The organism is Streptomyces atratus, assembly GCF_040655115.1.
GTDB lineage: Bacteria > Actinomycetota > Actinomycetes > Streptomycetales > Streptomycetaceae > Streptomyces > Streptomyces atratus_D.
The window spans coordinates 40,679-66,764 of record NZ_JBFAJH010000018.1 but is presented as its reverse complement, the minus strand read 5'-3'; the positions used below and the strand labels follow the sequence as shown (position 1 = coordinate 66,764).

General features: G+C 67.6%; 31 protein-coding genes and 5 pseudogenes. 20 read left to right on the top strand and 16 right to left on the bottom strand.

Annotation, left to right across the window (positions count from 1 at the left end):
- Positions 1-271 precede the first annotated feature (271 nt).
- The 3 genes from AB0I23_RS20810 to AB0I23_RS20800 all read right to left on the bottom strand — a co-directional run bounded on the left by AB0I23_RS20810 (position 272) and on the right by AB0I23_RS20800 (position 2,454).
- On the bottom strand, positions 272-850 hold the full coding sequence (locus tag AB0I23_RS20810; RefSeq protein ID WP_359111146.1) for a Tn3 family transposase: 579 nt from the start codon (positions 848-850) through the stop codon (positions 272-274).
- Complete coding sequence (locus AB0I23_RS20805) at positions 793-1,611, bottom strand: DUF4158 domain-containing protein (RefSeq protein WP_359111144.1); 819 nt, start codon at positions 1,609-1,611, stop codon at positions 793-795. Before AB0I23_RS20805 ends, AB0I23_RS20810 begins: the two co-directional genes overlap by 58 nt.
- A gap of 291 nt (positions 1,612-1,902) precedes the next feature.
- Positions 1,903-2,454 carry a YciI family protein gene (locus tag AB0I23_RS20800; RefSeq protein ID WP_359111142.1) on the bottom strand — a complete coding sequence of 184 codons (552 nt, stop codon included), beginning with the start codon at positions 2,452-2,454 and terminating at the stop codon, positions 1,903-1,905.
- 545 nt (positions 2,455-2,999) lie between these two features.
- Here AB0I23_RS20800 and AB0I23_RS20795 point away from each other — a divergent pair.
- The 7 genes and pseudogenes from AB0I23_RS20795 to AB0I23_RS20765 form a co-directional block, all read left to right on the top strand.
- A pseudogene (locus AB0I23_RS20795) lies at positions 3,000-3,668 on the top strand (tyrosine-type recombinase/integrase); the annotation flags it as partial.
- Between the two features lie 205 nt (positions 3,669-3,873).
- Complete coding sequence (locus tag AB0I23_RS20790; protein WP_359111140.1) at positions 3,874-4,203, top strand: helix-turn-helix domain-containing protein; 330 nt, start codon at positions 3,874-3,876, stop codon at positions 4,201-4,203.
- 258 nt (positions 4,204-4,461) lie between these two features.
- Positions 4,462-5,445 carry a hypothetical protein gene (locus tag AB0I23_RS20785; RefSeq protein ID WP_359111138.1) on the top strand — a complete coding sequence of 328 codons (984 nt, stop codon included), beginning with the start codon at positions 4,462-4,464 and terminating at the stop codon, positions 5,443-5,445.
- Positions 5,409-5,828, top strand: coding sequence for a hypothetical protein (locus AB0I23_RS20780; protein ID WP_359111137.1), 420 nt, complete (start codon positions 5,409-5,411; stop codon positions 5,826-5,828). The genes AB0I23_RS20785 and AB0I23_RS20780 overlap by 37 nt, the downstream gene beginning before the upstream one ends.
- 16 nt (positions 5,829-5,844) lie before the next feature.
- On the top strand, positions 5,845-6,318 hold the full coding sequence (locus AB0I23_RS20775; RefSeq protein WP_359111135.1) for a hypothetical protein: 474 nt from the start codon (positions 5,845-5,847) through the stop codon (positions 6,316-6,318).
- A 384-nt stretch (positions 6,319-6,702) separates the two neighbouring features.
- Positions 6,703-7,974 (top strand): MFS transporter, encoded by a 1,272-nt coding sequence (locus AB0I23_RS20770; protein WP_359111133.1) that lies wholly within the window; start codon positions 6,703-6,705, stop codon positions 7,972-7,974.
- A 227-nt stretch (positions 7,975-8,201) separates the two neighbouring features.
- Entirely contained in the window at positions 8,202-8,399 is a 198-nt protein-coding gene (locus tag AB0I23_RS20765; protein ID WP_359111132.1) for a hypothetical protein, read from the top strand.
- Between the two features lie 346 nt (positions 8,400-8,745).
- Here the strand turns inward: AB0I23_RS20765 and AB0I23_RS20760 are convergent, their stop codons facing one another.
- The gene (locus tag AB0I23_RS20760) at positions 8,746-9,123 is read right to left on the bottom strand and encodes a winged helix-turn-helix transcriptional regulator (RefSeq protein ID WP_359111131.1); all 378 of its coding nucleotides are present in this window, start codon (positions 9,121-9,123) and stop codon (positions 8,746-8,748) included.
- Positions 9,124-9,225: 102 nt separating this feature from the next.
- Here AB0I23_RS20760 and AB0I23_RS20755 point away from each other — a divergent pair, with 102 nt between their 5' ends.
- On the top strand, positions 9,226-9,861 hold the full coding sequence (locus AB0I23_RS20755; protein ID WP_359111129.1) for an NAD(P)-dependent oxidoreductase: 636 nt from the start codon (positions 9,226-9,228) through the stop codon (positions 9,859-9,861).
- A 48-nt stretch (positions 9,862-9,909) separates the two neighbouring features.
- On the opposite strand, the gene AB0I23_RS20750 is transcribed toward AB0I23_RS20755, so the two are convergent.
- Positions 9,910-11,250 (bottom strand): tyrosine-type recombinase/integrase, encoded by a 1,341-nt coding sequence (locus tag AB0I23_RS20750; RefSeq protein WP_359111127.1) that lies wholly within the window; start codon positions 11,248-11,250, stop codon positions 9,910-9,912.
- 412 nt (positions 11,251-11,662) lie between these two features.
- Positions 11,663-12,280, bottom strand: coding sequence for a DUF6000 family protein (locus tag AB0I23_RS20745; protein ID WP_359111249.1), 618 nt, complete (start codon positions 12,278-12,280; stop codon positions 11,663-11,665).
- Positions 12,281-12,479: 199 nt separating this feature from the next.
- Between AB0I23_RS20745 and AB0I23_RS41725 the strand changes: the two genes are divergently transcribed.
- Positions 12,480-13,082: a DUF3885 domain-containing protein gene (locus AB0I23_RS41725; RefSeq protein ID WP_436846970.1), complete on the top strand. Its 603-nt coding sequence runs from the start codon at positions 12,480-12,482 to the stop codon at positions 13,080-13,082.
- On the opposite strand, the gene AB0I23_RS20735 is transcribed toward AB0I23_RS41725, so the two are convergent.
- The 4 genes and pseudogenes from AB0I23_RS20735 to AB0I23_RS20715 all read right to left on the bottom strand — a co-directional run bounded on the left by AB0I23_RS20735 (position 13,064) and on the right by AB0I23_RS20715 (position 14,902).
- Entirely contained in the window at positions 13,064-13,465 is a 402-nt protein-coding gene (locus AB0I23_RS20735; protein WP_359111257.1) for a hypothetical protein, read from the bottom strand. The genes AB0I23_RS41725 and AB0I23_RS20735 overlap by 19 nt on opposite strands.
- Positions 13,387-13,647: a YrhB domain-containing protein gene (locus tag AB0I23_RS20730; protein ID WP_359111123.1), complete on the bottom strand. Its 261-nt coding sequence runs from the start codon at positions 13,645-13,647 to the stop codon at positions 13,387-13,389. The genes AB0I23_RS20735 and AB0I23_RS20730 overlap by 79 nt, the downstream gene beginning before the upstream one ends.
- Positions 13,648-14,102: 455 nt before the next feature.
- A pseudogene (locus tag AB0I23_RS20720) lies at positions 14,103-14,516 on the bottom strand (ATP-binding protein); the annotation flags it as partial.
- Positions 14,516-14,902 carry a hypothetical protein gene (locus tag AB0I23_RS20715; protein ID WP_359111122.1) on the bottom strand — a complete coding sequence of 129 codons (387 nt, stop codon included), beginning with the start codon at positions 14,900-14,902 and terminating at the stop codon, positions 14,516-14,518. The gene AB0I23_RS20715 and the pseudogene AB0I23_RS20720, both read right to left, overlap by 1 nt.
- A gap of 483 nt (positions 14,903-15,385) precedes the next feature.
- Between AB0I23_RS20715 and AB0I23_RS20710 the strand changes: the two genes are divergently transcribed.
- A complete protein-coding gene (locus tag AB0I23_RS20710; protein WP_359111120.1) occupies positions 15,386-15,568 on the top strand; it encodes a DUF6480 family protein in 183 nt (60 codons plus the stop codon).
- A 533-nt stretch (positions 15,569-16,101) separates the two neighbouring features.
- Positions 16,102-16,527 (top strand): annotated as a pseudogene (locus tag AB0I23_RS20705) (transposase); the annotation flags it as partial.
- A 95-nt stretch (positions 16,528-16,622) separates the two neighbouring features.
- Here the strand turns inward: AB0I23_RS20705 and AB0I23_RS20700 are convergent.
- The 3 genes and pseudogenes from AB0I23_RS20700 to AB0I23_RS20695 all read right to left on the bottom strand — a co-directional run.
- A pseudogene (locus tag AB0I23_RS20700) lies at positions 16,623-17,012 on the bottom strand (SRPBCC family protein); the annotation flags it as partial.
- Entirely contained in the window at positions 16,957-17,193 is a 237-nt protein-coding gene (locus AB0I23_RS41720; protein ID WP_436846969.1) for a hypothetical protein, read from the bottom strand. The pseudogene AB0I23_RS20700 and the gene AB0I23_RS41720, both read right to left, overlap by 56 nt.
- A gap of 4 nt (positions 17,194-17,197) precedes the next feature.
- On the bottom strand, positions 17,198-17,764 hold the full coding sequence (locus AB0I23_RS20695; protein ID WP_359111118.1) for a hypothetical protein: 567 nt from the start codon (positions 17,762-17,764) through the stop codon (positions 17,198-17,200).
- Positions 17,765-17,967: 203 nt separating this feature from the next.
- Here AB0I23_RS20695 and AB0I23_RS20690 point away from each other — a divergent pair, with 203 nt between their 5' ends.
- From AB0I23_RS20690 to AB0I23_RS20655, 8 genes are read left to right on the top strand one after another with little or no spacing between them, the layout of a single operon-like run.
- Positions 17,968-18,261 carry a gas vesicle protein gene (locus tag AB0I23_RS20690; RefSeq protein ID WP_359111117.1) on the top strand — a complete coding sequence of 98 codons (294 nt, stop codon included), beginning with the start codon at positions 17,968-17,970 and terminating at the stop codon, positions 18,259-18,261.
- Between the two features lie 32 nt (positions 18,262-18,293).
- Positions 18,294-18,770 carry a gas vesicle protein GvpJ gene (gene gvpJ / locus AB0I23_RS20685; protein WP_359111115.1) on the top strand — a complete coding sequence of 159 codons (477 nt, stop codon included), beginning with the start codon at positions 18,294-18,296 and terminating at the stop codon, positions 18,768-18,770.
- A 3-nt stretch (positions 18,771-18,773) separates the two neighbouring features.
- A complete protein-coding gene (locus tag AB0I23_RS20680) occupies positions 18,774-19,487 on the top strand; it encodes a GvpL/GvpF family gas vesicle protein (RefSeq protein ID WP_359111113.1) in 714 nt (237 codons plus the stop codon).
- Between the two features lie 10 nt (positions 19,488-19,497).
- The gene (locus AB0I23_RS20675) at positions 19,498-19,758 is read left to right on the top strand and encodes a gas vesicle protein GvpG (RefSeq protein ID WP_359111111.1); all 261 of its coding nucleotides are present in this window, start codon (positions 19,498-19,500) and stop codon (positions 19,756-19,758) included.
- An 8-nt stretch (positions 19,759-19,766) separates the two neighbouring features.
- Positions 19,767-20,210 (top strand): gas vesicle protein, encoded by a 444-nt coding sequence (locus tag AB0I23_RS20670; protein WP_359111247.1) that lies wholly within the window; start codon positions 19,767-19,769, stop codon positions 20,208-20,210.
- Complete coding sequence (locus AB0I23_RS20665) at positions 20,203-21,024, top strand: GvpL/GvpF family gas vesicle protein (protein ID WP_359111110.1); 822 nt, start codon at positions 20,203-20,205, stop codon at positions 21,022-21,024. The genes AB0I23_RS20670 and AB0I23_RS20665 overlap by 8 nt, the downstream gene beginning before the upstream one ends.
- Complete coding sequence (locus AB0I23_RS20660; protein ID WP_359111108.1) at positions 21,021-21,233, top strand: gas vesicle protein; 213 nt, start codon at positions 21,021-21,023, stop codon at positions 21,231-21,233. Before AB0I23_RS20665 ends, AB0I23_RS20660 begins: the two co-directional genes overlap by 4 nt.
- Complete coding sequence (locus AB0I23_RS20655; RefSeq protein WP_359111106.1) at positions 21,223-21,630, top strand: gas vesicle protein K; 408 nt, start codon at positions 21,223-21,225, stop codon at positions 21,628-21,630. Before AB0I23_RS20660 ends, AB0I23_RS20655 begins: the two co-directional genes overlap by 11 nt.
- A 480-nt stretch (positions 21,631-22,110) precedes the next feature.
- Here the strand turns inward: AB0I23_RS20655 and AB0I23_RS20650 are convergent, their stop codons facing one another.
- From AB0I23_RS20650 to AB0I23_RS20640, 3 genes and pseudogenes are all read right to left on the bottom strand, one after another.
- On the bottom strand, positions 22,111-22,329 hold the full coding sequence (locus tag AB0I23_RS20650; RefSeq protein WP_359111105.1) for a hypothetical protein: 219 nt from the start codon (positions 22,327-22,329) through the stop codon (positions 22,111-22,113).
- A gap of 120 nt (positions 22,330-22,449) precedes the next feature.
- Entirely contained in the window at positions 22,450-23,844 is a 1,395-nt protein-coding gene (locus AB0I23_RS20645) for an NAD(P)/FAD-dependent oxidoreductase (RefSeq protein ID WP_359111103.1), read from the bottom strand.
- Positions 23,845-24,005: 161 nt separating this feature from the next.
- A pseudogene (locus AB0I23_RS20640) lies at positions 24,006-24,182 on the bottom strand (TetR/AcrR family transcriptional regulator); the annotation flags it as partial.
- A gap of 92 nt (positions 24,183-24,274) precedes the next feature.
- On the opposite strand from AB0I23_RS20640, the gene AB0I23_RS20635 reads away from it, so the two are divergent.
- Positions 24,275-25,909 (top strand): amidohydrolase, encoded by a 1,635-nt coding sequence (locus AB0I23_RS20635; RefSeq protein WP_359111102.1) that lies wholly within the window; start codon positions 24,275-24,277, stop codon positions 25,907-25,909.
- Positions 25,910-26,086 lie beyond the last annotated feature (177 nt).

The window sequence follows — 26,086 nt, the reverse complement described above, 5'->3', positions numbered from 1 at the left end:
CCGCTCGTCCACTGCTCGTCGAACGGCGCCGGGTCGATGAGGACCTGCCCCTGTTCGTCGACGTCGACCAGGTCCCACAGGTCGAGCCCTTGGGGCCAGTCCCACTCGTCCATCGGCGTGCCCGTGGTGGTGTGGCCGGTGGCGTACCGGGCCGGGACGTCGTGGCCGATGCCCTCGTCGTCGACGTAAGCGCGCTCGGCGCGGTACAGGCACCGGCCCGCGCGTGCGGGGTTGTTCACCGTCTCGCCGCTCGTTCCGGCCGCGCCCGCCATCAGGCGGCCTGGCCGAGGCCGGCAGCGGCCAGGTCCTGCTCGCGCTGCGGGGTCAAGTCGACGTCGAGTTTCGGGTCGTACGCGTCGGGCTCGACGCCGAGTTCGTGGGTGCTGTACTCGCCGAACCGGTTGATGTGCTCGGTCAGGTACGGCGAGATGTGGGCCAGATCCTCCGGGTCGATCTCCCATCCCTCTTCCAGCAGCTGCCGCACGATCTCCGCGATGTCCAGGGAGTTGTGAAAAATGACCGCGTTCGTGAGCAGCGCGTTGAACTTCATCGCCTTCTCCTGCTCGATGGGGTCGTTGTCGGCGATGACGCCGCGGTTGCCGAACCCGATCCACTGGGAGAACCGGTTGGACGACTCGACCTTGTTCGTCGCCGCGGTCACTCGCCAACGCAGCGGCGTGTCGGAGAGGTAGCGCAGCAGCAGCTCCGCCTTGGCCTTCTTGATCTTCATCGCCACGCGCTTGCAGAACTTCGTTGCCAGGTCGTCACGCACCCGCATCCGCGCCTTGTGCGTCAGGCACGCCACCAGCGCGAGGCGCTTGACGGGCTTGTAGTCCCGCAGCTCCGCCACGTCGGCCGCGTCCGCCTTCCCTGCGAAGTCGGTGATCTTCCCCGCCGCGACGTCGTCCATCCACATGCCCGTATCGCCGAGCCCGTCCACCCATTCCAGCCGCTCGGCCAGGTTCTTGAAGTGTGACCAGGTCGGGCCCTGGGCGGGCTTCTTGAGCCGTTGTACAGGGTCGTGCCGTCGCTCTCGCGCTCCTCCAGCAGCCGCAGCAGTCCAGCCCGCTCCGGCGCGCTCATCCGGTCGTGGATACCCCCGCAGATCTCGGCGTTCACCTCCTTGCGGAGGGTCGAGGCCATCGCGTCGAAAGTGGAGAACGCCGGCAGCTCCAGCCCGGCCTCCACCACCTTCTCCAACGCGATGTTGATCAGGTCCGCAGGCCGGTTCTGCGACGCTGCCTCCCGGCCGATCGACTCCTCGGCGATCCGCCGGGCCCGCACCTGGTCGTAGGCCACGCCAACCCGTTGCCGTACCAGCCCCCGGTGGTTCTTCATCGTCTTCGCCGCCCGATACACCGGTAGCGTGCACTCCGGCAGCTCCACCGCCCGCCGCACGAACTCCGCCACCGCCTCCGGGACGTCCTCCACCTTCGGGAAGCACCTCATGCGCTGATGCGACTTCAGCAGGGCCAGCAGATGCTCATCGCTGTCCGTACGGTCGGCGGCCCACTCCAGCTCATCGCGAGTCGGTGAGAAGAACAGATGCAACTCATGCGCGGTGATCAGCCGCTTGAACCGCGGATACGCGGTCCGTTCGATCGAGGTCACACCCCACCCCAGGCCCCAGACGACAGTCAACATCACCCCCCAACGACACTGAGCCGAACGGGTGACGGGCCGAGCTCTCACGGATTCAAGATCATCCCGTGGCCCCTTTTGGGCTTACTTCGGCGATACCCCATGAGCCCCGCGAGTTCGCGAAAACTGAAGGCTCTTCAGCGCGAACCCACGGGTTTACCGGTATGCATCAGGCCGGTGCATCCGTGAGTTCGGGTGGAACATGGGGATGCTGAGCGATCCGAAGGGCTTCGGCGGTAACGTCGGCCGGACGTCCTCGGGTCAGGACGGCCGCCCGCCGAACTGCCAGTTGTGCACCTCAATGTCGGCGTACCGGTCCGGGGTCAGGATGGCGCGTGCCGTGTCTGGGTCCGGCGCCCGGACCAACGCGGCCGTGCCCAGCCAGGTGGTGCCGTTGTCGGACAGCAGCGGCCCGTAGGCAATCAGCTCGTCGCGGTCGGGCGGCAGTGCGAGGTCGGCGGCCTGCCCCGCGCCGAGGCCGAGCACCAGGTACCGGTTGCCGCCGGTCGGGCCACCAGCGAAGTCCCACATGGTGCGCCCCAGCAGGTTGCGCCACCGCCGCAGCAGCACGTCCCGGTAGACGCCGGCCTGGTAGCCGGGCTCGTCGAAGGCGAACGCGCGGGCGGCGACGGGATCGGGCAGGTCCACGATGTGCACGCTTCCGGTGGGCGTGTCGCCGTCGTCGGCGAGGGTCGGGCCCCGGGCGATCATCTCCTTCCCGTACCGGTCCATATAGGACCAATGCTCTTCCAGTAGCTCGTCGCGCAGCGGCAGGGAGCCGTGCCGGTCGCGGTGGTAGCAGAGGAACTCCATGCCCAAAGGATCTCTTCAAGAAGGTAACCAGGTCGAGCGGGTTTCACTGCGATGGCTACTCGGCGGCCTGTTCCAGCAGGGCCCGCGCGGAGTCCGCGTAGCGCATCGCGGTCTTCTCGTCGAGCCCGAAGACCTCCGCGAGGTGGAGCGGGTCGGGGCCTTGGACCAGTGCTTCTGTGCGACATCCCGTGAGTTCCCCTGGGCCCCGCTGAGTACCTGACCCCGTGGCCAGGGGGTTCTTCCTCCTTGGGCACTGTGGCCTTGTGACGTAACTTCGGGATTCTTGAAGCGTTCTCACCTCGTCCGACCGATCAGCAGTCGGGCCGAAGGTGAGGGGGCTCGGGTTGGCGGCGCTGGCAGTTGTACGGGACCTGCGCGAGCACTTGGCGCCCGCGTCGGCGGAGGAACTGGAGCAGTTCGAGACCGACGCGCTGTCCGGGTTCGTTCTCGCACGTGCCTCGGCAGGACTGGCAGACGGCACGATCCGCGGGGATGTCGGACACCTGGACCAGGTCAGGACCTGGTTCGGCCGACCACTGTGGGATATGGAGCCGGCCGACGCCGACGCGTACTTCGGGAAGGTGCTGCGTGGCTCGCCGAGTGGCACCCGGTTGGCCCGGTCCCAGGCGCTGACCACGTACTTCATGTTCCTGGAGCTGCGGCACAAGGCCGAACTGCACCGGATGACCGGCCGGGTCATCGAGTGCCCGATCGACGAGATGAACAAGCCGCGCGGCGCGAAAGACGCCCAGCTGCGGATTCCACCGAGCGAGCCGGAGGTTGGAACGCTCTTCACCGGCTGGGGCGGCGAGTTGGCCACCTGCCGCAAGTTCGCCCCTACCGCCAGGAACTACACCGCCTCGAAGCTGCTGTCCCAAATCGGCCTGCGGGTCAGCGAGGCATGCGGGCTCGACCTGGACGACATCAAGTGGGACCGGGGCCGCTTCGGCAAGCTCCACGTCCGCCACGGCAAGGGCGCCCGCGGATCGGGGCCGCGCGAACGGATGGTGCCGCTGATCAACGGCGCCGACCGGACCCTTCGGTGGTTCATCGAGGACGTCTGGGGCCAGTTCGACGACGACCACACCCGCCCCGGAGCCCCGCTGTTCCCCTCTGAGCGCAAGAACACCGACGCGTCCTCGCGCCGGGTGGGCGACGACGCCCTGCGTAATGGGCTCAAGGACGCGGCCAAAGCGCACCTGCCCGGGTGGGGCAAGAAGCTGACACCGCACGTCCTGCGGCACTTCTGCGCGTCCCAACTCTACGTAACCGGACCGACTTGCTCGCAATCCAGGAGGTTTTGGGACACTCGTGGATCGCCACCACGATGCGATACATCCACGTCCAGCAGACCCGGGTCGAGGACGCCTGGGTCGCCGGGATGGAACGGGCCGCGAAGCGGCTGGAAGGACTGGTCTGATGAGGTGGAACCTGCGGCTGACCGCCACGAACAAAGGGGTCTGGAAGGCTTCCGAGCTCCAGCGGAACCTGGCCGAGCACGGGTTGGTGATCTCGGCGGGGAAGATGTCCGGCTTGTGGTCAGGGCAGCCCGTCTCGCTCAAGCTGGAAGACCTGGACGTCATCTGCGTCGTCCTCGGCTGCGAGATCGGCGACCTGCTGATCCCCGAGCCAGAGAAGGTCAGCCGCCCAGGGCAGGCGGAGACGGAACGAGCGGCGGTCGGCGCGGGGGCCGCCGCACCGGCGGTGATCCCCAAGCGTCGGGACGGCCGGTCGCTGCCGCCGGAGTGAACTGATGGCACGCTTCCCGAAGGGCTACGTCAAGCCCACCAGCTCCTGCCCAGGCTGCCTGGCCTGGGGCGACTTCCGCGGCCGACTCTGTCACACCTGCTACATGTTCGGCCGCAGCCACGAGACGGCCGTCTGTATCGGATGCCAGCGAGTCGAGCCGCTGAAGTGGGAGTACTGCCGTCTGTGCTGGTGCCAGGCCCGACTCAACGCCAGGACCGCCACCGGCATGCCCACCGTCAGCGGCGAGGTGATGACCCCGTGGCTCCAGGCCGTGCGCCATCACCAGCTCTTCTTCGTGGGACTGCACTACCGCAGAGGATCAGCTCTCACCGCCCTGCACCACGTCAAGGCACGAGAAGCATCCCGCAAGCCGCCACCCATGTCGCGCTCAGGCCGAGAACCGCTTGGAGGCAACTGCCACTGTTCGAGCAGGTTCCGCGTGACTTCGGCCGGCTCGACCCGGCCGCCGCAGACCTGGCCGGCCCCTGGCTGGCCTGGGCGAAGCACCTCGCCCACCAACTCGCCGAAGCCCGGGGCTGGGGACGCGGTATCCGCTTCGCGGTCAACCGCGGCCTGGCCATCGTTCTCACGGGATACACCGAGGGCGATGTCATCCGCCACAGCGAGATATTCACCCCGCTCCGGGCCCTCGACCTGCGGGTTGGCCACGTCATCACGGTCCTTGAGGAAATGGGAATCTTCCGGGACGACGAGGAACCCTTCTTCGAGCGGTGGCTCACCGAGCGTCTGGACGGCATCGCCCCCGGCATCGCTGCGGAAGCCGAACGCTGGACCCGAGTTCTCCGTGACGGCGGCCCCCGCAGCCTGCCTCGGCAGCAGGCCACAGTCCGGCTCTACCTCAACCGGGCCCGCCCAGCGTTGTCGGCGTGGTCGAACCGCTACGACCACCTGCGGGAGGTGACCCGCGAAGACGTACTAGCCCATGCCAAGACACTGCACGGCCACCACCGCATGGACGAGCTCGTCGCCCTACGCTCACTGTTCGCTCGGGCCAAGCGGTCGGGCCTGATCTTTCGCAACCCGGCCAGCCGCATCAAGGTCGGCCAGATTGAGTACAGCATGCTCCAACCGCTCGCACCCGACCAGATCGACCGCTCTGTCGCCACGGCCACCACCCCGGCCCCCGCCTCGTCCTCGCTCTTGCGGCGGTGCACGCAGCCCGGGTCGCTCAGATCGCCACCGTCATGCTCGACGACGTCGACGTCGGGAACCGCCGCCTGACCATCGCCGGGCGAGTCCGGCCGCTTGACGATCTCACCCTGAAACTACTGCTGGACTGGCTGGAATACCGGCGCCAGCATTGGCCGAACACGGCCAACCTCCACCTGCTGATCAACAACCAGACTGCCACAGGCACCGGTCGCGCCAGCAATCGCTGGGTCCGCGGGCCCCTGCGCGGGCAGGAAGCGACTTTGGAAAGACTCCGCGTCGATCGACAACTCGAAGAGGCCATGGTCCGGGGCCCTGACCCCCTCCATCTCGCCGAGGTGTTCGGGCTTCACGAGAAGACGGCCATGCGCTACGCGGACTCCGCACGGGCGCTGCTGGAGCAGGCCGCTGAACAGCAACTTCGGCGAAATCTGCTCGACCGGGACGTGCCGTGAAGGTAATCATGAGTGAGTGACGTCGACCGAAGCAGCATCAATCGCTCTCCAAGACCATGCCGTCCTCTGGAGCATGGGAGAAATCCGTGCGAGCGACATCGTCAATGCCGCCTGTGATGCGCTCGTCGCCGGACTCGACACCCCCGGCCTTCGAGTCCTCGCTGCCTGCACACGCGCTGAGGCGGACTACGACGTCCACGAGTTGCTCCCCGAAGCACTCAACGAACTCGGCCTCACCTTCTATCCGGTCGCCAGCGATGCTGGCCAAGAAGCCGCCGCCCGAGCGCTCTCACGCCGCATGCTCGCTGGCGAGCTGACACTTCGGGAGTTCACTTTCCGAATTCACCAGCGCTACGGACATGAGCTGGCCCTGACAGAGCGGCGCGCCGAACTCGATGACGAGTACGACGTCCTCGAATACGGCGACAGAACAGTGGACCAGGTTGATGCCGAGGTAACGGCTGAAGCCCGCCGCCTCACAGCCCACTGAGAGCCGAAGCTCAGAATGAAAGTGTGAACCCCAATGTTAGTGCACTTGATAGCGTGAACCCCTAAGTGATGGGGTCGCCTTCGGGGGGTGCGCGCGTGTCGCCACGGCGATTAGCGCTGGTCACGGCTCCGCGGGCGGGCGAGGCGTTCGAGTCCTGGGTGGACCGGATGGCACGCGTGAACCGGTGTCCGCCGGCCGAGGTCGCGAGCATGATGGGGCTTGGCCTGCGGGGGGCTTCTGCGGATGTGCGGCCTCCCTTGTTCGGGGTGCGGTCCGACGAGGTGGTCCGGCGAACGGTGTTCGCGGCGACGGGTGTGCCCGATGAGCTGGTCGGCGGAGGTCCAACGCTAATGATCACCGGAGTCACCAGGGGGAGCTCGCAGGATGACCGGCACCATGGAGGCCCTTGGCGGGTCGGCTGCAGTCGACGATGCGGCACGAAGCGTCACGCGCCCGTTCTACGTATACGCCGTGCTCGCCAACACGCTGTTCCAGCGCGGCGTATTCGTCCTCTTCCTTTATGAGCGAGGCTTCTCCCCCGGGCAAGTGGCCCTACTTCAGACACTGCTCTACCTGGTCAGCGGACTTGCGGAGTTGCCGACGGGAGTCATCGCCGACCGAATCGGCAGGCGTGCCAGCATCGTGATCGGCCAGGTGCTGATAGCTGGATGTCTGCTCGGTCAGGTGGCGTTCTCCAACTACTGGGTGTTCCTGGCGCTGTTCATCGGGCAGGGCGTGGGCATGGCATGTGTGTCCGGTTCGGACACCGCCCTGCTGTACGACCTGCTCGTGCGTCGTGGTGCAACGGCCAGCTACGTCAAGATCAAGTCCCGGTTCACCATGCTCGGGACGGTCACCTCGGGAGCTGCCATCGTCTTCGGCGGCCAACTGCAGCAGATTTCCTGGGGAGTCGTCTACGTCGGTTCGGCGGCGTGCCTCGTCCTGGCCGTGGTGGTGCTGATGTCACGGGTGCCCGAGATCCGCGGCGCGGACGCGGTGGACGAGCAGGACGGAGCCGAGGAGGAGCACGGCGACGCCACAGCATGGCGGGCGATGCTTCGGGTCGCCACGCCGGCGCTTGTGACGCTTGTCGTGGTGTCCGGATTGATGCATGCGACTTTGACGCCGTACATCATTTTTACGCAGAAGACCCTCTCCGATCAGGGAGCGGGCACCGCATTGGTCAGCGTGGTCATATCGGCGGGATTCTTCGCCGGCGGGCTCACTCCATTGCTGTCGGACCGCGCGGACCGGCGCATCGGGTATCGGGTCATCGTCCCGGTGTCTCTCCTGACGCTCGCCGTGGCGCTCGGCCTGAGCGGCCTCGGCCTTGTCTGGGTCACCATCGCCGCGTTCCTGGTCCTGGTCGGAATTCCCGAGATCACCGCCGTGATCGTGGACAACGTGTTCAACGAGGCAGTGCCGTCGCGCCACCGGGCGAGCCTGCTGTCGATGATCGCATTCGTGGAGTCGGCGCTCATCGGCATCGGCTATCTCGTCCTCGGCGCGCTCATGGACGGGTTGGGCTCCAGTGTGGGCATGGCCACCTACGCCGCGGTCCCCCTGCTGGCATGTCTCCTGTGGCTCCCGGTGCTCTTCCGAGGGGCACGGGTGACCACCGAGATCGAGAAGCCCACCGACCAAAAGGCATCCTGAAACAGACCATCTCGAGCAACGCCTGCCCGATGGCGGGGGCGTTGCTCGTTGACGTGTCGCTCCCAGCGGCGACGGAGCTGTCTCGGGGCCCGCGGAGTCGAAGTGATGGAGGGACCGGTGCCCGGACTGCTCGCCGACGGCGGTGCAGTCGGCGGGCGGCGGGTTTCTCGGCAAGGGCCTCGACGGAGGCTGGGAAGTGCGGTGCCAAGAGCCGCTACAGCAGGACCATGCGCGAGCGGCAGTTGTCCAACGGCTGCGGTCACTGCGACGCGCTGCAGGGCAACTTCCCCGTCCACGACGAGGCAATGGGCCGCCTCGCCGCGAGCGGCGTGGACGGGCTGGACACGTTGCTGGTCGCTGCCTGCCCGGTGCTGGAGTGGCAGGCCATCGTCCACGACAACAGCGGCGACGTGACGGCGATCTGAGCTCACACGCAGCGAGAACCCCCTGGTCAGCTCCACTCTCATTTCCCATGCCCCAGAATGGCCTCGATTAGATATTCATCTAATCAACAGTGGCCAGGTCAGAGGGCATGTCAAGTCTCATCTTCAGCGGCGGCTCTCACCCACCCCCACGTTCCCGCCGAACCCACAGACACGCCCAGCTGATGCACACGGACCGACCCGCGAGTTCGCACTGAACAGGCTTCAGTTTCCGTGAACACACGGGACTCTACGGCCCGGGGACTGGTGAGGTCGCATGTTGATGTGTCGCGTATTCGTTGCCATGTCGCGGATGAGATCACCGTGAGTGAGGCGGGGCAACGCTGAATCAGCTGGTGCGGTTGGCGGGCGATCTCGCTTCGCGGGCGTCGATGAGTTCGTCCAGGTGTGCCTCTGCCCAGGCACGTGCCGCGTCCAGCAGGTCAAGGAGGCTCCGGCCGAGCGAGGTCAGTTCGTACTCGACGTGCCGGGCAGGTCCCGCATGGACCGTTCGGACGATGAAGCCGTCACGCTCCAGCGCCCGGAGTGACTGTGTGAGCACCTTGGGCGTGATGCTCCGCAGTGGGACCCGTAGTTCAGAGAACCGTCGGGGGCCGCCCGCAAGGCACTGGATGATCATTCCTGCCCATTTGTCCCCCACACGGATCGGCACGAGGTCAGAGGGGCAGAGCGGGTCGAACATCTCCGGGTCCAGGGGCTTGGTCACAGAGCCATCGTAGTGCGGTATCCAGGAGGTAACCATGAGTGCGGCTACCTTGCTCAGGCACGTCGAAAGGCAGAGCTTCTTGAGAGGCGAGGCGGGTAGTCCATGAGCAAGATCATTGTTTTCGGGGCAGGCGGGCGCGCCGGGCGGGCAGTTGTTGGCGAGGCCCTCCACCGAGGGCACCACGTCACTGCCGTCGTCCGGAACCCAGCCAAGTACCAGGACCTTGAAAGCGCGGGAGTCCGCATCCTGACCGGTGCTGTCACCGACACCGACGCTGTTGCCGATCTCGCGGCCGGGCATGACGCCGCGATCATGGCCGCCTACGATGCTGGCGCCCAGCCGGATGTCTTCTTCACAGCCGCTGCCCACGCTCTCGTCGATGGGCTGGCGCGAGCGGGTGTGGGACGGTTGGTTGCCGTCGGCCTGGCGGCAACACTTGAGACCGGTGACGGTATGCCTTTGATGGACACCCCGGGCTTTCCGCAGGAATACCGGCCCTTCTGCCTCGCTCATGCGGCCGGGACAGCTGTGCTGCGTGCCTCGATGACCGCTCTGGACTGGCTGATCGTCAGCCCAGCCGGTGACTTTGATAACGCCGGGGCGGGCTCCGGCCAGTACTCCGTGGCCGGCGTCAATATGGCCAGCCGCATCTCCCACAGTGACTTCGCGCTCGCCCTGCTCGACGAGATCGACGCCCCTCGTCACCACCGCATGCACGTCGGCGTCGAAGGGGCATGACAGAAGCAGACAGGCGGCTCCAGAGGTCGCCGAGCGAGTAGGGCTGAGTCACTTTGAGTGGTCACCGGGGGCGTATCGGCTCCAGGTTCCGCCGGCTTCCGCGACGAGGCGGGTGGCGGTCTTGTCGTGGTAGCCGAGGGCCTTCGCGATGACGGGGGCTGGGGCCTGGAGGACGAACTGGCGGATCGCGGAAGTCCTGCCGCGCTGTGGAGGGACGCCGATCTCGCGTAGGTGGGCCTGGAGGCTGGCCGGGTTCATCGGCTGACCGGGCTGGCGGCCGGGGAAGAGCCAACGAGCACTTCGGCTGCTGGCGTAGGGCAGATGCGGGCGGGAGTGCAAGTAGGCCCGCATCAGTGCGGCGATGGGCTCTGGGAGGGGAGACGGCGGATCTCCCAGGCAGACGGAGATGGTGCTGCCGTCGTCGGTGATGTCGTCGGTGGTGAGGCGAACGATGCGGCTGACAGGCTGGGCATAGACGAGAACGAGTGCGGCAACGATGCGGCTCCGCAGAGGCAGGGAGTCGTCGTTGGGGTCCAGGCCGACGGCGTCCCGGTAGGCGGCGAAGCGGGAGTCCAGCCGCTGGACCCCGACCCGAGGTCCTCGCTCGGATGGCCAGAGGGCCCGGCTGGTCGAATGCCGCATCCCGGGCCGCACCTCGCTGATCCATTCCTCGACGGTGCCGGGTGTCCAGTGCCAGACGGTCAGCACGCTGCGGCGCTTGGGCGGGGACCCCTTCTTGGCCTTGCCGTAGCGGACCAGGAGGGTGCCGTACTCCCCGAACTCCCGGCCCTCCGGATTGCGGCCGAAGTCGGTGAGATTCAGCATCCGGGTCTCGTTGCGTCGCAGGCCATAGGCGTATGCGACCTTGAACAAGGCGGCGTCCCGGAAGGCCGGCAACCAGCCCTTGCGGCCCTTGCCGCGAACGCGCAGGACCTCCTCGTCAGCATGGTCGAAGAACGCTTCCAGCTCGGGCCTGGTGAAGGCTCGGCGTTCTGGCTCGCCCTCCGCTTCATCCGCGTGGGTCGCGGCGTTCCAGTCGTAGACCACCTGAACTGGGTGGGTCCCGAAGTGCCGCAGGCACTCTTCACTCCAGCCGTAGGCTGGGTTGGTCAGAAAGTCGCAGAACTGCCGTACTGAGCCCTGGTAGTTGCGCAGGGTGGAACGGACGCAGCCGTGCACGGCCCGCAGATCGGCCGACCATTCGTCGACGTGCTGCGGCGCCCACTGCCACGGCATCGCATCGGCATGCCGGGTGAAGGACCGGACCGTGCGTTCCTGGTCATTGACGTACCCCTGCGAGAGATTCCGGGCGAGCTGCTGGTTGCGCCAGCCCTTGATCATCGCCTCGAAGACCTGCTCGTCCGGCCGCAGCAACGGCAGACCGTCCACCAGGTGCAGCCGAGCAGACCCTGGAACGAGACCGTCCCCACCCATCCGCCATCACTCTCCGTCTATCGCATCTGACGCGAGAATTTCGCATCAGATGCACCCCGGGGGCGTCTTCGCAGTTCAATCGCTCGATGGAGTGAGACCTGCAGATGTTCGCCGACGAGGCCGCTACCGTACTTCCGAGGCCAACGTCCCTGGTGGGGCCGCTTCCGTGCGGTCCTGGGCCCACCTCCAGGACGGGTGTCGTCTATTCGCATCCAATGCAATTAGCGTCGGTAGGATCAATCGAACCGTGGTTATCGCTGAGATTGATCATGGTCTCTAGGTGACGTCTCCGCCCGCCGCCTGACGCTCGTACAGCGGGTCTGTACGGCGAGCCATGGTCCAGCGAGACCACCACGAGATGGGGCCGTCATCTCGCCTCGGCACATTCGTCGACGAAGGCGCAAAGCCGACGAATGAGGCTCAAAAAGGAGGGGATGGGGTCCGTTTTGGGCTGCATGTGAGACGCATCCTGGAGCCACTGCTGCCACAGGCCGCCCGGGCCCAGGAAACGGTCGGCTTGATCACCTCCAAGATTCACGTTGATGAATTGAAGAGCGCCCATGACGACGGTCTGGTCGTACGCGAGGTCAGGGCGGCAGAGGTAGCGATCAAGATAGGCGGCGAGCAGATCAGCGTCGCGCGCCGTTCCGAAACTGGCCAGGGCCACGCTATAGGCCAGCCCAACACAGCAGACCTCGCTGGCCAGCAGCAGTTCCCCGAGGCGCTCACGGAACTCGGTCCGGCGGGAGACAGCTACGAGCCAAGCCGCAGTTCTCCGCTCTCGCCAGCCGCCCTCAAGGAGAGTGGCGATCTCACCCGCGGTGATGAGTCCCGCGTCCTCGCAGAGATCTCGCATGAATCGGTCGCACTCAGGACCTTGCATGCGCAGCATGCTGCCGCCGAGCTTCAGGTAGCGTCGCTCAGGCGTGACATAGCGGCGAACCAGGGCCAGCAACTCGGCATCGTCTTGGGGATGGCCTATCACACAGCCGATCTTGCCTTGCTGGTGCGAAACGAGGCCAGCCCATTCCTTGCGCTGCTCGTCCGCCGCCCTCACCGGGACCAGCGCGACGGACTGGACGAAGTTCGTCAAGCGCGACTGGACCGGCTACATCAGCAGCCGGCGAAGCAGCAGCCAAGAAGTCGGTTTCTCTCGTGGGTGAGCCCCGGCATCGTGGTCGTCGGTGGGTACATATGCGAGAGGACGAGTGCAGCGGGTGTCTGGAGACGGGCAGGCGGATCTGACGGAGCTGTGGCATCAGCATTGGCCCAATTGCCCTCCGGTTGGGTACAAGCTCCGTGACCCGTATCGAGATGTCTGGGTACGTTTTCACAGCCTGCCGGAGTCAAAGCGATACGCGGAGGACGGGAGCGAGTACACCGTCGTCCTGGAGCGTTACAACACCGTCCTCGATGAGTTGTTTGCTGGTGCGGAGGTGTATGTGATCACTCCGCTCTGGACGACCGAAGCCGAGGGTCCACCATCGCAACCCGTCACGGGGTATTGGCAGAGCCTGCTGGTGGAGGACGATCCTGACCCTGAGTTCCGCACGTACTGCCACCTCTTCGCCGCCCGCCGGCCCTGGCGGCGTGGCTGCATCGACGAGCTGCTCCGAGACATCGCCGATGACAAGGTGGCGGGCGTCCTCATCACCGACACCCGGATGCAGCGCGTCCACCACCCCTACGACGGTGGCGCCGACGTCTTCCTTGCCACGTCCGAGGAACGGGACCGGATGCGCGATCGGCATGCCGACTGGCTTTCCCGTCATCCGTCGGGTCTCTGACCGGTTCGGATCACCGCTCCACTCAGAATGGTCTGCACCGCAAGTACCGGGTTGAGAGGCTCGACGAGTTCCTTGGTGGCGACGGCCACGAGGCGCGCGGGCGCATCACCGTCCAGTAACGCGCTCACGTACTCGATAGCCTCCGCAGGCGAGAGCGTGGGCAGCCTCTGGCGCAGTGTCCGCACAGCATGCATGCGTCCGCGCGTAGCGGCTATTCCGCACAGCGCATCGTGTAGATCGTCTACTGCGGTGTGCACCGGCAGCCCACGTATCCGGGCTCGGTAGTCGGTCTCCCACTCGCCGGTCACCGCGGAGACGACGCCGATCTGGTGCAGTCCGCCGTCGACACGGTCGACCAGGTACGGCCCGTTGCCAGCCAGCATGAACTCCGAGTTCCGAGACGTACGAACTCCTCGGAGGTCCAGGAGACGATCCACACCAGCTCGTGCTCCTCGACGTCGACCACAGCCATGCGCATCGCATCGACACCCGCGGTCCGCCACTTTTGACAGTCGCGCTCCAGCTGCTCTTCGACAGCCTGAACGGCGTCGCCTCGCTCAATCACGCGTGCAGCATCCCGTACGGCCCCGCTTCTCGACCAGCGAATTCGCACGGACCATACCCACGTACAAGAGGCCTGACGGACCTACTTGCGCAGGAATACGACAGCCACGGAACAAATGCTCTGCGCCAATACCGCTCAAAAGGCTCGGCTCCTGTCTGGAGTGCCACGACGGCACCCCGGCCGACCCGAGCAGCTACACCGTTCCCCCGGCCACGCACCGCCTGGCCGCCTGATCGCACCACCCGCCCGAAGGAGATGTCACCGTGACCGAGATCCTGACCCCGCCCGCCGCGCATTCCCCGTTGGCATTCCTGTTCGACATCGTCGGCACCGCATCGAGATCACCGCCCGGCCCCAGCCGGGCTGCCCGCGCTGCCACGGCGAGGGCGGCTGGTGGACCGGCGGCACCTTTCCCGAGATGGAGGCGTGCGGCTGCTGGTCCGACCGGCGCCCGGGCTGGTCTTGGCGAAGCGGACGTGGGCGCCCTGGCGGACCGCGAGGTGGCCGAGGGCCTGGGCGACGTGGGTCTTGCCAACCCCGACCGGGCCGAAGAGGATGACCGACTCGCCGGCGTGCAGCCAGCGCAGGGCCCCGAGATCTCGGATCTGGGCGGCCGGGAGCTTCGAGGAGGCGGTGAAGTCGAACTCCTCCAACGTGACCTGCTGCTCGAACTTTGCCCGCACCAGGCGCCGTTGGAAAGCGACGGTCTCGCGGCGGGTGATCTCGTCCTGGCAGAGGACCTGGAGGAAGTCCAGGTGCCCGAGTTCACCGCCGTGGGCCTGGGCCAGGCGGGCGTCGAGAGTTTCCAGCATGCCCGAGAGCCGCAGGGACTTCAGCGACTCACACAAGGCTGAGTCCATCACGCTCATCAGATGCTTCCCTCAGCCTCGCCGTGGACCTGATCGTCGTGGATGTCGTCCGCCGTCTCGGACGGGTCGACGGAGGCGAACAGTCGCTGGGGCCCGTGAAGGAAGGCCGCGGCTCCCGCGTCCCCGCTCGACTCCGGCTCCGGGTCGGTCTCGGTGCCGGCGATCAGGATGCCCTTGATGGTTCGGCAGGACGGATCACCGACCGCGATTGCCTTCGCGCAGGCGGCCTCCAGTCGCGTTTCGTCGTACTTCTTCCTCAGCCCGACGATCCCCTGGGCGGCGCGGAGTCGGTAGAGCGCGTTGACCTCCAGAAGTTGGTCGACGACGGTCCGGCAGACGTCCCCGACCTCGGATGCCTGGGTCCGACACCAGACAGGCGTCCGCATCTGGAAGGCGATCTTCCGGGTCCTCCGGGCAGTCGGCCAGACAGCAGAGCCGGCAGACGGCGCGTCCTGTGCGGTCCCGGCCGTAGCGCGGGGTCGCGTCGTTTCCGCAGGCTGAGCAGGCCCAGCCCGGTGTCTTCCGGTGGCTGCTGCAGGGCGAACATATCCTCCGTCCGGTGCCGTCGGTGTTCCCCAACGACCGCAGGCTTCCGCAGCGGGTGCACGGCGGCCGGACGACGTTGACGGCGCCGAGGTCCACCAGCGTCCCGATGAAGCGTTCGACGTCGGCGACCGTCCAGGTGGCGATCCAGCCACCGGCGCGACAGCAGCCACTTTCACTGGGATGCACCGTGTCTGTTCAACTTCCTGAGGACGATGCATGGCCTGCCTCGCATGACTCACCCGTCGTTCCCCCGGCCGTGCGTACAGCGGGATCACTGCCCCGGGCGCAATGCGAACGGGATGTGGGCAGGAGAGGGTGGAGGTATGGCCATATCACTTAATCCCCCAGGGGAGACACCACCTGCCGAGGGCTGCATCAGCGAAGCCCACCAGGAACGCCCGGACGGAGGCATCTGGGAACACCCCGCCCTATGGGCAGGACTCATTCTGCTGGGATCGGTCATCTTTGCCGCGTTCTTCGTCGCGCGGATCTTCGGATACGGATGACCGGCCTGCCCCGGCGTCGGCCGGTGGCCGGACCAGGCCTCGGCCGGCGTCGGCTGCCGTGAGCATCGGGCAGAGGGAAGGCTTCCCGGCGATGGTTGCCCGGGCCCCCCGGGGTGGCGTCTCCGTCGGCAAGCAAGGCCGAGTCAAGGCCGGCCCTGGGCGTCGGACACCGGACCCACCGGCTTGACCGACACCCTCGTTGACCGACGCCCTCGCCGAGCAAGCACGGCCTGACCCGGCCCCTCTGGCCGAACACACTGCCGGCCGGTCTCGGCCTCAGCGGCGACACCGCGATGACATTGCCCTGACCCCGTTGGTGGCTGCCATCGCCCGCATGGGGCGCATCCGACGGGGTCCTCGTCGCCCCCGTCACCTGGGCATACGACCGGCTCGCGACGGACCCCCGTGGGCTGGCCTCGATCTTTCAGGAAGCGGGCTGTCCGGCTGGTGATCAGCAGGCGGAAGTGCCTCTGACAAGCGAGAATGAGGACTTCTGAGGCCTTGTTCCCGGACCGGCCTGAGGCACTTTCCAGGTGACGAGGCGTATCGGGTCCCATCCGTGGGTCCGTGTCGAGGGCAGTGGTCGCGGGGTCGTCTCGCAGACCGGCGTTGCTGGTCGAGACGATCCGCAGGACTGGTCTTGATGCGGCGATGTCGGCGGCGCTTGAGCCGTGGCACAGACCTCGGGCGGTGCATGGTCCGCGCAAGAATCCTGCTGGATGTCGCGCTGACGGTGGCACCGGGCGGGGACCGCCTGGGGGATGTGGGCATGTTGCGGGCCGAGCCGGCCGTGTCGGGCCCGTTGCCTCCGATCCGACCGTCTCACGCCTGGTCGACAGGCCGGCGTCGGGCGGGAATCGGGTCCGGCCGCGCTGCGCACCGCCCGCGCTGAAGTACGCGAAGGTGTCTGGCGGTTGGCCGGGGTTGCGGCGCCGGATGCGGGAGGGCAGGTGAGGGTTCGTCGACCACGGCCGGGGCAGGCCCGGAGTGCCGGTCGCGGGGGAACCAGATCTGGCTGGACATTGTCCAGCTCGCCCTCGGCCTGCCGGCCTGGTCATTCCTCCTCTTCTTCGTACTCCTCCTCGTATTCACCGTCCGCAGCGCCGTCCCGTTCCTCCTCGCCTTCGTCGTCTTCTCCCTCGGCCTCCTCGCCGTATTCCTCTTCGTCCTCCATGGCCTCTTCATGGGTGCGGACCACTTCGCCCTCGCGGATTTCGCCGCGCCATCCTTCGACATCTTCGTCGGCGAAGGTGACATGGCGCGCGAAGTGCTTGAAGTCCAGGCGCAGACGCCGTCCTTGAGCCCGCCAGAGGTTTCCGGTCTTTTCGAAGACCCCAGAAGGGTAGTACTCGACAACGAGCACAATCCGAGTCAGAGCAAGGCCCAGTTCATGGAAACTGACGCATCCGCGTGTCGTTCCTTTGGCACCCTCGGATGTCCAGAGCGGAGAGCCCACCCCCATTCTCCGCGATGTCGAACAACTGGTCGGTGAGATCAGCAAGTTTGTCGCCGACTTTGTCCGCAAGGTGCCCCACCTCAGCGCCGAGATAGTCGACCAACTCGTCGCGCAGCAGGTCCATACCCGAGGCTTCGCCGCCGCCGGAGTCACGATCTGTCTTGACCATCGCCCTACCTCCGTCGTGTGGCCGTCTTCTTGGCGGGAGCCTTCTTCGCCGGGGCCCTCTTCGCAGGCTGCGCAGCCTTCTTGGCGGGCTTTCGCTCGGGCCTCTTGGCCGCGCTCTTCCGGGGTGCCGCCCGGGCGGCCTTCTTGGACGGCGCTCGGCGACGGCGCGGCAGCGCTTCCTCTTCCGGCTCTTTCTCCTCCTCCTCGGGCTCTTCCTCTTCCTCCTCAGGCTCTTCCTCCTCTCCTTCGCCTTCAGGCCCCTCCTCGAACTCCTCCTCCTCTTCCCCCTCTTCCTCTTCCTCGTCACCCTTCACACCGAGGCGAAGCCTGCGATCGTGGAGCGATTCGGCCAGATCCGCGAGGCGTTGGTCAACCGTGGCGGCGAGTGCCTGACGTCCCGCGTCCAGCAGTTCCCCGCGTATCCGTTCGTTCAGCTCGGCGACTTGCGGAACGTCCTTGAGTCTGCGCAGACCTTCCGTGACCAGTTGCTGTGGATCGAGCCCGAAGCGCCGCCCTGCGATAAACGTCGCCATGGCGAAGGCGAGCCGTCCCTTCTTCGCCCGTCCGAGCACGTACCGCCCGCGACCGCGGCAGCGAGAGCGATCTTGGTCGTGTCGTTCATGAACTGATCCCTCCGGCAAGGGTCATTGAGGAGGAGGGGCGGGACCCGGCGGGCCGCAGTGAGACCGCCTGCACCGATGTCGCCTATGCGCCTATATGATGGAATTGTATGTGTACGCGATGAACGGTGCCCCTCCCGCATCGGAGACCGACCATGGCCGCAGCAGAACCCGCCAAGCGGCGGTCCAGGGCCAAGCCGGCATCAGCCATGCGTGCCGCGGCGGAACAGCTGCAAGAGCTGCTCGGACGTCCCCCCGAATCGGTGTCGGCCCTGAAGCCGACAGAAGAGGGCTGGGAGGCCGATGTGGAGGTGCTGGAGCTGGAGCGTATTCCCGAGACGACCAGTGTGATGGCCACCTACCGCGTAACGCTGGACAAGGACGGCGACCTGGTGGCCTACGAACGAAAACGTCGTTACACCCGTGGACAAATCGACCGACGAGGCTGAGAGACACGGGCCGGCCGGTGAACGGAGGCACCATGACAGTGGTACCGCAAGGCGGTGGCAGCGTGTCGAGAGGCGGTGGCGGCAGCAGCCTCTACGACGTCCTGGAACTCATTCTTGACCGCGGGCTCGTCATCGACGTGTTCGTCCGTGTGTCACTGGTCGGGATCGAGATTCTGAAGATCGATGCCCGCATCGTCGTGGCCAGCGTCGATACGTACTTGCGCTTCGCCGAAGCCTGCAACCGCCTCGACCTCGAGGCGGGGAGCAAGCAGCCGGCGCGGCTGACGGACATCGTCGGGGACACGCTCGAGAGCGGCGCTCGCGGCAAGTCCAAGGGAGCCCTCACCGGCGCTGTGGAAGCCGTGACCGACACTCTCAAGGGCGGCCGGGAGAGAGGTGACGAGGATGAGGAGACCGAAGAGGAGGAGAAGCGGAAGGAACCTGTGGAAGGGCGCCGGCGGCCGACACGGAGGCCCACGCGGCGCATGAGGGAACGCGAGGAGGAGTGAGCTATGGCGGTATACGTCTACGCCATCGCCGGCAAAAAGCATCCGCTCCGCCTCGACGGTGTCACCGGGGTCGGGGAACCTCCCTCGAGCCTGCGCACGGTCACCGAGGGGCCACTGAGCGCAGTGGTCAGCGACGCACCGGACGGCCTGCGCCCCAAACGCCGCGACCTCACCGCACATCAGGAGGTCCAGAACCGTCTCATGGCGGACGGCACCGTGCTGCCCTTGAGATTCGGCCTCACAGCAGAGAACGACGAAGCCGTACGAGCCGCACTGGTTGCGCGAGCCACCGAGTACGTGGACAGGCTTCAGGTGCTGGAGGGTTGCACCGAATATCACCTGAAGGTGGCGCAGGACGAGGAAGCCCTCCTACGCCAGATCCTCGAGGATTCGAGCGAGGCCCGGGAGCTCAACGACGAAATCCGCAGCGGCGCCGCCGGCCCCGACACCCCGCTTGTGCTGGGCGAGCTGGTCGCGCGGGAGGTACAGGCGCGCCAGGACGCACTGGCCACAGGCGTGGTCGAGGCGCTCCGTCCGTTTGCCCGGGATCAGGACATCTCGCAGCCGACCGGCAGCGATTTCCTCAGCGCCTCGTTTCTGGTGGCCGAGGATCAGGAAGAAAGCTTCCTCACCACGGAGTTGAGCCTCGCCAACCAGATGGGGGACGAGTTCGAGTTCCGGCTCAACGGCCCCCTCCCCCCGTACAGCTTCGTCTGAAGGACATCCGATGGGCCTGTTCACTCAGATCGTGACCCTCCCGCTGGCTCCTGTGCGCGGCGTCGGCTGGGTGGTGGACCGCGTCCTTGAAGCGGCCGAGAACGAGTACTACGACCCCACACCCGTGCAGCAGGACCTCGCCGCGCTCGAAGCGGATCTCCTCGCCGGGCGCATCGACGAGGAGACGTTCGACCGGAGAGAGGACGAGCTGCTCGACCGGCTGGAGGAGATCAGGGAGTACCGGCAAGGAAGCTCGAGGCCAGGGCCGTGACCGAGCCCATGGCCAACAGGCTCGGCTCCTACCCCTCCAGGGCGGCGCCGCCACACGGCCAAGCCTCGTCCGCGAACCTCGCCGACATCCTTGAGCGTGTGCTGGACAAAGGCATCGTCATCGCGGGCGACATTCAGATCAATCTGCTCGACATCGAGCTGTTGACCATCAAGCTGCGACTGTTGGTCGCCTCCGTCGACAAGGCGAAGGAAATGGGAATCGACTGGTGGGAGCACGATCCCGCGCTGTCGTCCCGTGCCCACGGGGAGCGGTCCCTCGCCGAGGAGAACAAACGCCTCCGGGCCGAGATCGACACGCTGCGGCGAAGCGGTGGGCTTCCCGAGAGCCGGGCGGTCCCCGGAGTCGATGCGGCACTCAAGGGCGAGGCACTTCCGGAAGGCGAACAGGAGCCCAGGACGAGCCGCCGCGGAAAGAAGCCGCGCGATGACTGAGCGTGTCACCTATGCCTATGCGGTCGCCCGTAACGTCGGCGGACTGGAGGAAGCCGCGGCCGCACTCATCGGTGTGGCCGACGCCCCGGTCCATCTCGTGAGGGGTACACGCGGTGACGAGCTGGTGCTCGCGGTGAGCGGGGTGTCCGCACAGGATTTTCAGGAGGACGCCCTCAAGGACCATCTCGAAAATCTGGAGTGGCTGGAGGCGGTCGCCCGCGCCCACCACGGGGTGATCGAGGCGCTGGCCGCCCGCACTGCGGTTCTTCCGCTGCGGCTCGCGACCGTGTACCTCGACGACGATCGGGCGCGGAGCGTCCTGGAGTCCGAGTGGAATGCCTTTGCGGACCGTCTGTCCCACCTGGCCGCGCATATCGAATGGGGGGTCAAGATCTACGTGGAGCCGTCTGCCCAACCCTCCGCGCCCAGCCCCGGATCGACAGCCGCGAACGGCCTCAGTCCGGGGCGCGCCTATCTCCGTACCCGCAAGGCACAGCAGAGTGTGCGCGACGACGTCTACCGAGCGGCCCAGAGGGCGGCGGAGCGGGTCGAGGCCGCAGGACGCAGGCATGCCGCCGACCGGGCCAGGCACCGGGTGCAGCAGGGCGAGCTGGCCACCGCTCCGGGTGAGAATGTCGTCAATGACGCGTATCTCGTCCCCATTGACCATGCCGAGGAGTTCCGCACCGAGGTCAGTGGCGCCGCCGACGGAATTCCCGGGGTGCGGGTCGAGATCACCGGCCCCTGGGCTCCGTACTCCTTCGCAATGCCACCGGCCGCATCCGGCGACGCGGCGGAAGGCGCACATTCATGACCATGCCCGGTCCCCCTTCCGAGGTGGAGCCTCTGGCGAGCCGCCAGGTCGCCCTCGTCGACCTGCTGGACCGGCTGCTCAGCGGCGGTGTGGTCCTCACCGGTGATGTGGTGCTGTCCATCGCCGACATCGATCTCGTGCGCATTTCGCTCCGCGCCCTGATCATGTCCATTCGTACATCGCCGCCCGGGAGGGACAGTGGCGACTGAGGAGCCCCACGACGCCGCGCGTCGGCTCGAGGAGGTCGCGGACGCCGCAGCCCGCGCCTTCCGGCTGCTGCCGGCCGCTCCGCGCGACCTGCCCGCGCCCGACGGGACCGGTCACCCCCGGCCTCACCGGATCAGCACGAACCCCGACAACGTGGAACGAGACCTCGTCAAACTCGTTCTCACCCTGGTAGAGCTGCTGCGTCAGCTCATGGAGCGTCAGGCACTGCACCGGGTCGACCAAGGAGACCTCACCGAGGAGCAGGAGGAACGGCTGGGTGCGACCCTGCTGGTCCTGCATGACCGCATGAGCGACCTCTGCGCCCAGCACGGACTGACCATGGACGACCTGAACCTCGACCTCGGACCGCTGGGACCGCTGCTGCCGCCCCCGGAATGAGTCAGCTCCGCTCCGTGGCCGCGAGAAGACTGTCGTCGAGGTGGTCGAACAGGTCGGCGGTGTCGGCGGCCGGGGGCGCGCCCGTTACGGGGCGGCGCCCGTGGCACGCTCACCCCGTGCCGGGGTCACTGCCCCATCCGCGGCTCCAGCACCACGGGGCCGATACGGAGCGCCGGTGCCCGCTCGCCTGGACGCGCACCCGCGCACCCAGCTGCTGGTCGGCAACCTCGCCACCGCCGAGCCCAAGCCGTGAACAGCATGCGGTTCAGGGCAGCGATGCCTCACGTACACGACGCAGTGGGTCGTGCACCGTGCGGGGTTCGGCAGCCCATACCCGGGTCGCGCGGGTTTTCGTGTGTGTACGGCGGCCAGGCTGCGCCCTGGTCGACGTCGCGGACGAAACGGACCCAGGACGCGGGATCGCGTCGGCGAGCGACTGGGGCGGGTGGGCACCCACGGCCTCGGGGACGCCGGGAGCGTTCAGGGCTGGGCGTACGGGATGCCGAGGAAGCGCAGGCTGCCGTCGTCACGACTCCCACCCCGCACAGGGCCCTGCCCGGTAGGGACGAGGGTGTCGGTCGTGGGAAGAGGCCTCCTGTGTGCGGTCGGTTGCGGGGCGTCGTGTTCGACGACATTGCGGATCTCCGGGAGCGTCTCGGGATCCGCGAGCTTCACGCCGTACGTGCGGTCGGCGGTCACCGGCACCACGGTGATCCGACCGCCAGGCACGAGGGCGCGCCGAGGGCCGCGAGGCCGCCGCCTAGGATCCACGGGTCGCGGCGCCCGAGCGGGAGGGTGGGGATGCGCGGCGGCCGGGCGTCAGCTGTCGAAGCCGAGGCCGACGCGGTCGAGCGTCCTGAGCCAGAGGTTGCGCCGGCCTTCGTTGCGGTCGGCGCGCGCCATCGACCACTTGGTGATGCCGATTCCCACCGCTCGGACCGGCTCCGGCGGAAACGGAAGCGGCTTGCGGCGTACGAGTTCGAGCTCGGTCCGCGCGGTGCGTTCGCCCGCCAGAAGGTCGAGCATGACCTCGGCGCCGAAGCGGGTGGCGCCGACGCCGAGGCCCGTGAACCCGGCCGCGTAGGCGACCTTCCCATGGTGACTCGTGTCGAAGAACACGCAGAAACGGGTGGAGGTGTCGATGGCACCGCCCCAGGCGTGGGTGAACCGGACTCCGTCCAACTGCGGAAAGGTCGTAAAGAAGTGCCGGGCGAGGGTGGCGAAGGTCTCGGGCCGCTGGTCGTGCTCGGCGCGGACCCGGCCGCCGTAGCGGTAGACGGCGTCGTAGCCGCCCCACAGGATGCGGTTGTCCGCGGAGAGCCTGACGTAGTGGAACTGGTTGGCGCTGTCCGCGAAGCCCTGCCGGTTGCGCCAGCCGACGGAGGCGAGCTGCTGTTCGGTCAGTGGCTCGGTCATGAGGGCGTAGTCGTACACGGGGACGGTGTAGGGGCGGTGGCGTCGGAGCAGGGAGGGGTAGGCGTTGGTGGCCAGGGCCACGCGCCGCGCGCCGATCCGGCCGTAGGGAGTTCGGACCGTGACCACGGCGCCGTGCTCGTCGAGCGAGGCGGCGGGTGTGTGCTCGTGGATACGGACGCCGAGGTCGAGGCAGGCGCGCTTGAGCCCCCAGGCGAGCCGGGCCGGGTTGACCATGGCCACGTCGTCCTTGTTCCAGAGGCCGCCGAGGAACGTCGGCGAGTCGATCTCGGCCCGGACGGCTTCTGCGTCGAGCAGCACCGGCTTGCCGCCGTAACGGGTGAGCGCGCCGGCCTCTTCCTTCAGGCCGTCGACCTGATAGGGCTCGGTGGCCACGATCAGGGAGCCCGTGCGCTCCCAGGAGCAGTCGATGCTGTGGCGTTCGACAGCGTCCTCCATGGCCTGGAGGTTCTCGCGGCCGAGCCGCTCCAGGAGGCCGATCTCCCCGGGCCAGCGCTGGAGTCCGTTGTGCAGTCCGTGGGTGAGGCTGGCTTCGCAGAATCCGCCGTTGCGGCCGGAGGCGGCGCCGCCGGCCTCGTCCGCCTCGATGAGCACCACATCGGTGGACGGATCGCGCTCCTTGGCGACGAGGGCGGTCCACAGTCCGGTGTACCCGCCGCCGACCACCAGCAGGTCGCAGGTGGTGTCGCCGACAAGGGCGGGCGCGGGCTGCGGCCGGCCGGGGTCGTCGAGCCAGAACGGGGTCGGTACGGCGTCTCGAAGAGAGGCGAGGTGGTTCATGCGGCGGACTCCTTCGGATCGCGGAGGTACGGGCCTCCGAAGTGCCGCTATGAGAACGCGCATGGACTGGCAAGGTCAATGATGTTGACATAAGGCTCCGACCGCCCCGCCGACCGCCTCCGAGGGCTCGGGTGAGGTCGAAGACCTTGCCCGGGTCGATGTGCTCTGGGATCGGCGCCCAGTGCGGCACCGAGCCGCCGTACCGAAAGTGCCTCCGCACCGTGATGCGAGACCAGGCGCAGCGCGGTCTCGACGATCATCCGTTCGGAAAGGACGGCGCCCTCCTTGGTCGGCCTGCGTCGCCGCCGCCCGCTTTCGGGAACCACACATTCGACCAGGCCGCGACCTTACGACAACACCATTGACGTGTAAGAGACCGAGCCGCTTACATGGCGCCCACTTGATGATTCCTCACGTCCTGGAGCACCGTATGACCACGGCCGATCTGGTCTTCACCCGCGGCCCCGTCTTCACCGCCGATCCGGCCCGCACCCGGGCTACTTCACTCGCCGTCGTCGGCGACCGGATCGCCGCTGTCGGGCACGACGACGTGCGCGAGCTCATCGGTCCCGGCACCGAAGTCGTCGACCTGCGGGGGAAACTGCTGCTTCCCGGCTTCCAGGACGCCCACATCCACGCGGTGTTCGGCGGGACGGAGCTGGCCGAGTGCGACCTGACCGGCACCGTCGGCGTCGAGGAGTACCTGGGCCGGATACGGGCCTACGCGGACGCCCACCCCGACCACCTGTGGATCACCGGCGGCGGGTGGTCGATGGAAAGCTTCGACGGTGGTCTGCCGACCCGGCAGTTGCTCGACTCCGTGGTCCCGGACCGTCCGGTCCTGCTGTCGAACCGTGACCACCACGGCGCGTGGGCCAACACCCGGGCGCTCGAGCTGGCCGGAATCACCGCCGCCACTCCGGACCCCGCCGACGGCCGCATCGAGCGCGAACCGGACGGCACGCCCAGCGGGATGCTCCAGGAGGGTGCCACGGCGCTGGTCTCCCGCCTGGTGCCGGCGAGCACCCCGGCGGACCGGCTCGCCGGTCTGCTGAGGGCCCAGGAGCTGCTGCACTCCCTCGGTGTCACCGGCTGGCAGGACGCCCTGCTCGGCGTGTTCAGCGGCAGGCCCGATCCGTCGGACGCCTATCTGACCGCCGCCCGCGACGGCTCGCTCACCGCCCGGGTCACCGGCGCGCTGTGGTGGGACCGCGAGCGTGGTGCCGAGCAGATCGACGAACTGGTCGCGCTGCGCGAGAAGTTGAGCTGCGGACGATTCCGGGCCGGTTCCGTGAAGATCATGCAGGACGGCATCGCCGAGAACTTCACCGCCGCGATGACCTCCCCGTATCTCGACGGCTGCGGATGCGCCACCGCCAACAGCGGCCTCAGTTTCGTCGACCCGCAGGAACTGCGCAGCCACGTCACCCGGCTCGACGCCCTCGACTTCCAGGTCCATTTCCACGCGCTCGGCGACCGGGCCGTCCGCGAGGCCCTCGACGCGATCGAGGCCGCCGTCGAGGCCAACGGTTACCGCGGCAACCGCCACCATCTCGCTCATCTCCAGGTCGTGCACCCCGACGACCTCGCGCGCTTCGCCCGGCTCGGTGCCATCGCCAACATCCAGCCGCTGTGGGCCGCCCACGAGCCCCAGATGGACGAACTGACCATCCCGTTCCTCGGCCCCGAGCGCGCGGCCTGGCAGTACCCGTTCGGCGACCTGCTGCGCGCAGGCGCCACCCTGGCCGCCGGGAGCGACTGGCCCGTCAGCAGCCCCGACCCGATCGAGGGCCTCCATGTGGCGGTGAACCGCATGGAGCCCGAGGCCACCGACGGCCGGGTCTTCCTCCCCGAGCAGCGCCTGGACCTGGCGACGGCCGTCGCCGCCTACACCGCGGGCACCGCCCATGTGAACGGCCTGGACGACACCGGCAGTCTGCGTCCCGGCAACCTCGCCGACCTGGTGGTCCTGGACCGCGACATCTTCACGGCGCCGCCGGAGGAGATCGCCGCGGCACGCGTCCTGCGGACCTATGTCGGCGGGGCGCTCGTGCACGCCGCCTGAGAGCCTGTCGGGTGACCTTCGATCGGATAGCGGACGCGGCATGGTGCGTGCGATTCCAAGGCGCCGGGATGGCCTCGGACGGGGTCTCCCCTGCTCGAACGAAGCCGAGAGCTCGGAGAAGGAGCCACCAGGGCGTTTCGGCAACGCCGGAAGCGTGCGTGCCAGGGCGTGGCCGCC

Coding starts and splice junctions, on each gene's coding strand:
- AB0I23_RS20735 (WP_359111257.1), bottom strand. CDS start 13,465: ATGCTGGCTGGCAACGGGCCGTACCTGGTCGACCGTGTCGACGGCGGA.
- AB0I23_RS20635 (WP_359111102.1), top strand. CDS start 24,275: ATGACCACGGCCGATCTGGTCTTCACCCGCGGCCCCGTCTTCACCGCC.
- AB0I23_RS20670 (WP_359111247.1), top strand. CDS start 19,767: ATGGCCAACAGGCTCGGCTCCTACCCCTCCAGGGCGGCGCCGCCACAC.
- AB0I23_RS20715 (WP_359111122.1), bottom strand. CDS start 14,902: ATGCGGACGCCTGTCTGGTGTCGGACCCAGGCATCCGAGGTCGGGGAC.
- AB0I23_RS20770 (WP_359111133.1), top strand. CDS start 6,703: ATGACCGGCACCATGGAGGCCCTTGGCGGGTCGGCTGCAGTCGACGAT.
- AB0I23_RS20790 (WP_359111140.1), top strand. CDS start 3,874: ATGAGGTGGAACCTGCGGCTGACCGCCACGAACAAAGGGGTCTGGAAG.
- AB0I23_RS20800 (WP_359111142.1), bottom strand. CDS start 2,454: ATGGAGTTCCTCTGCTACCACCGCGACCGGCACGGCTCCCTGCCGCTG.
- AB0I23_RS41720 (WP_436846969.1), bottom strand. CDS start 17,193: ATGGTCAAGACAGATCGTGACTCCGGCGGCGGCGAAGCCTCGGGTATG.
- AB0I23_RS20755 (WP_359111129.1), top strand. CDS start 9,226: ATGAGCAAGATCATTGTTTTCGGGGCAGGCGGGCGCGCCGGGCGGGCA.
- AB0I23_RS20690 (WP_359111117.1), top strand. CDS start 17,968: ATGGCCGCAGCAGAACCCGCCAAGCGGCGGTCCAGGGCCAAGCCGGCA.
- gvpJ (WP_359111115.1), top strand. CDS start 18,294: ATGACAGTGGTACCGCAAGGCGGTGGCAGCGTGTCGAGAGGCGGTGGC.
- AB0I23_RS20665 (WP_359111110.1), top strand. CDS start 20,203: ATGACTGAGCGTGTCACCTATGCCTATGCGGTCGCCCGTAACGTCGGC.
- AB0I23_RS20710 (WP_359111120.1), top strand. CDS start 15,386: ATGGCCATATCACTTAATCCCCCAGGGGAGACACCACCTGCCGAGGGC.
- AB0I23_RS20680 (WP_359111113.1), top strand. CDS start 18,774: ATGGCGGTATACGTCTACGCCATCGCCGGCAAAAAGCATCCGCTCCGC.
- AB0I23_RS20660 (WP_359111108.1), top strand. CDS start 21,021: ATGACCATGCCCGGTCCCCCTTCCGAGGTGGAGCCTCTGGCGAGCCGC.
- AB0I23_RS20765 (WP_359111132.1), top strand. CDS start 8,202: ATGCGCGAGCGGCAGTTGTCCAACGGCTGCGGTCACTGCGACGCGCTG.
- AB0I23_RS20780 (WP_359111137.1), top strand. CDS start 5,409: ATGCTCGACGACGTCGACGTCGGGAACCGCCGCCTGACCATCGCCGGG.
- AB0I23_RS20675 (WP_359111111.1), top strand. CDS start 19,498: ATGGGCCTGTTCACTCAGATCGTGACCCTCCCGCTGGCTCCTGTGCGC.
- AB0I23_RS20645 (WP_359111103.1), bottom strand. CDS start 23,844: ATGAACCACCTCGCCTCTCTTCGAGACGCCGTACCGACCCCGTTCTGG.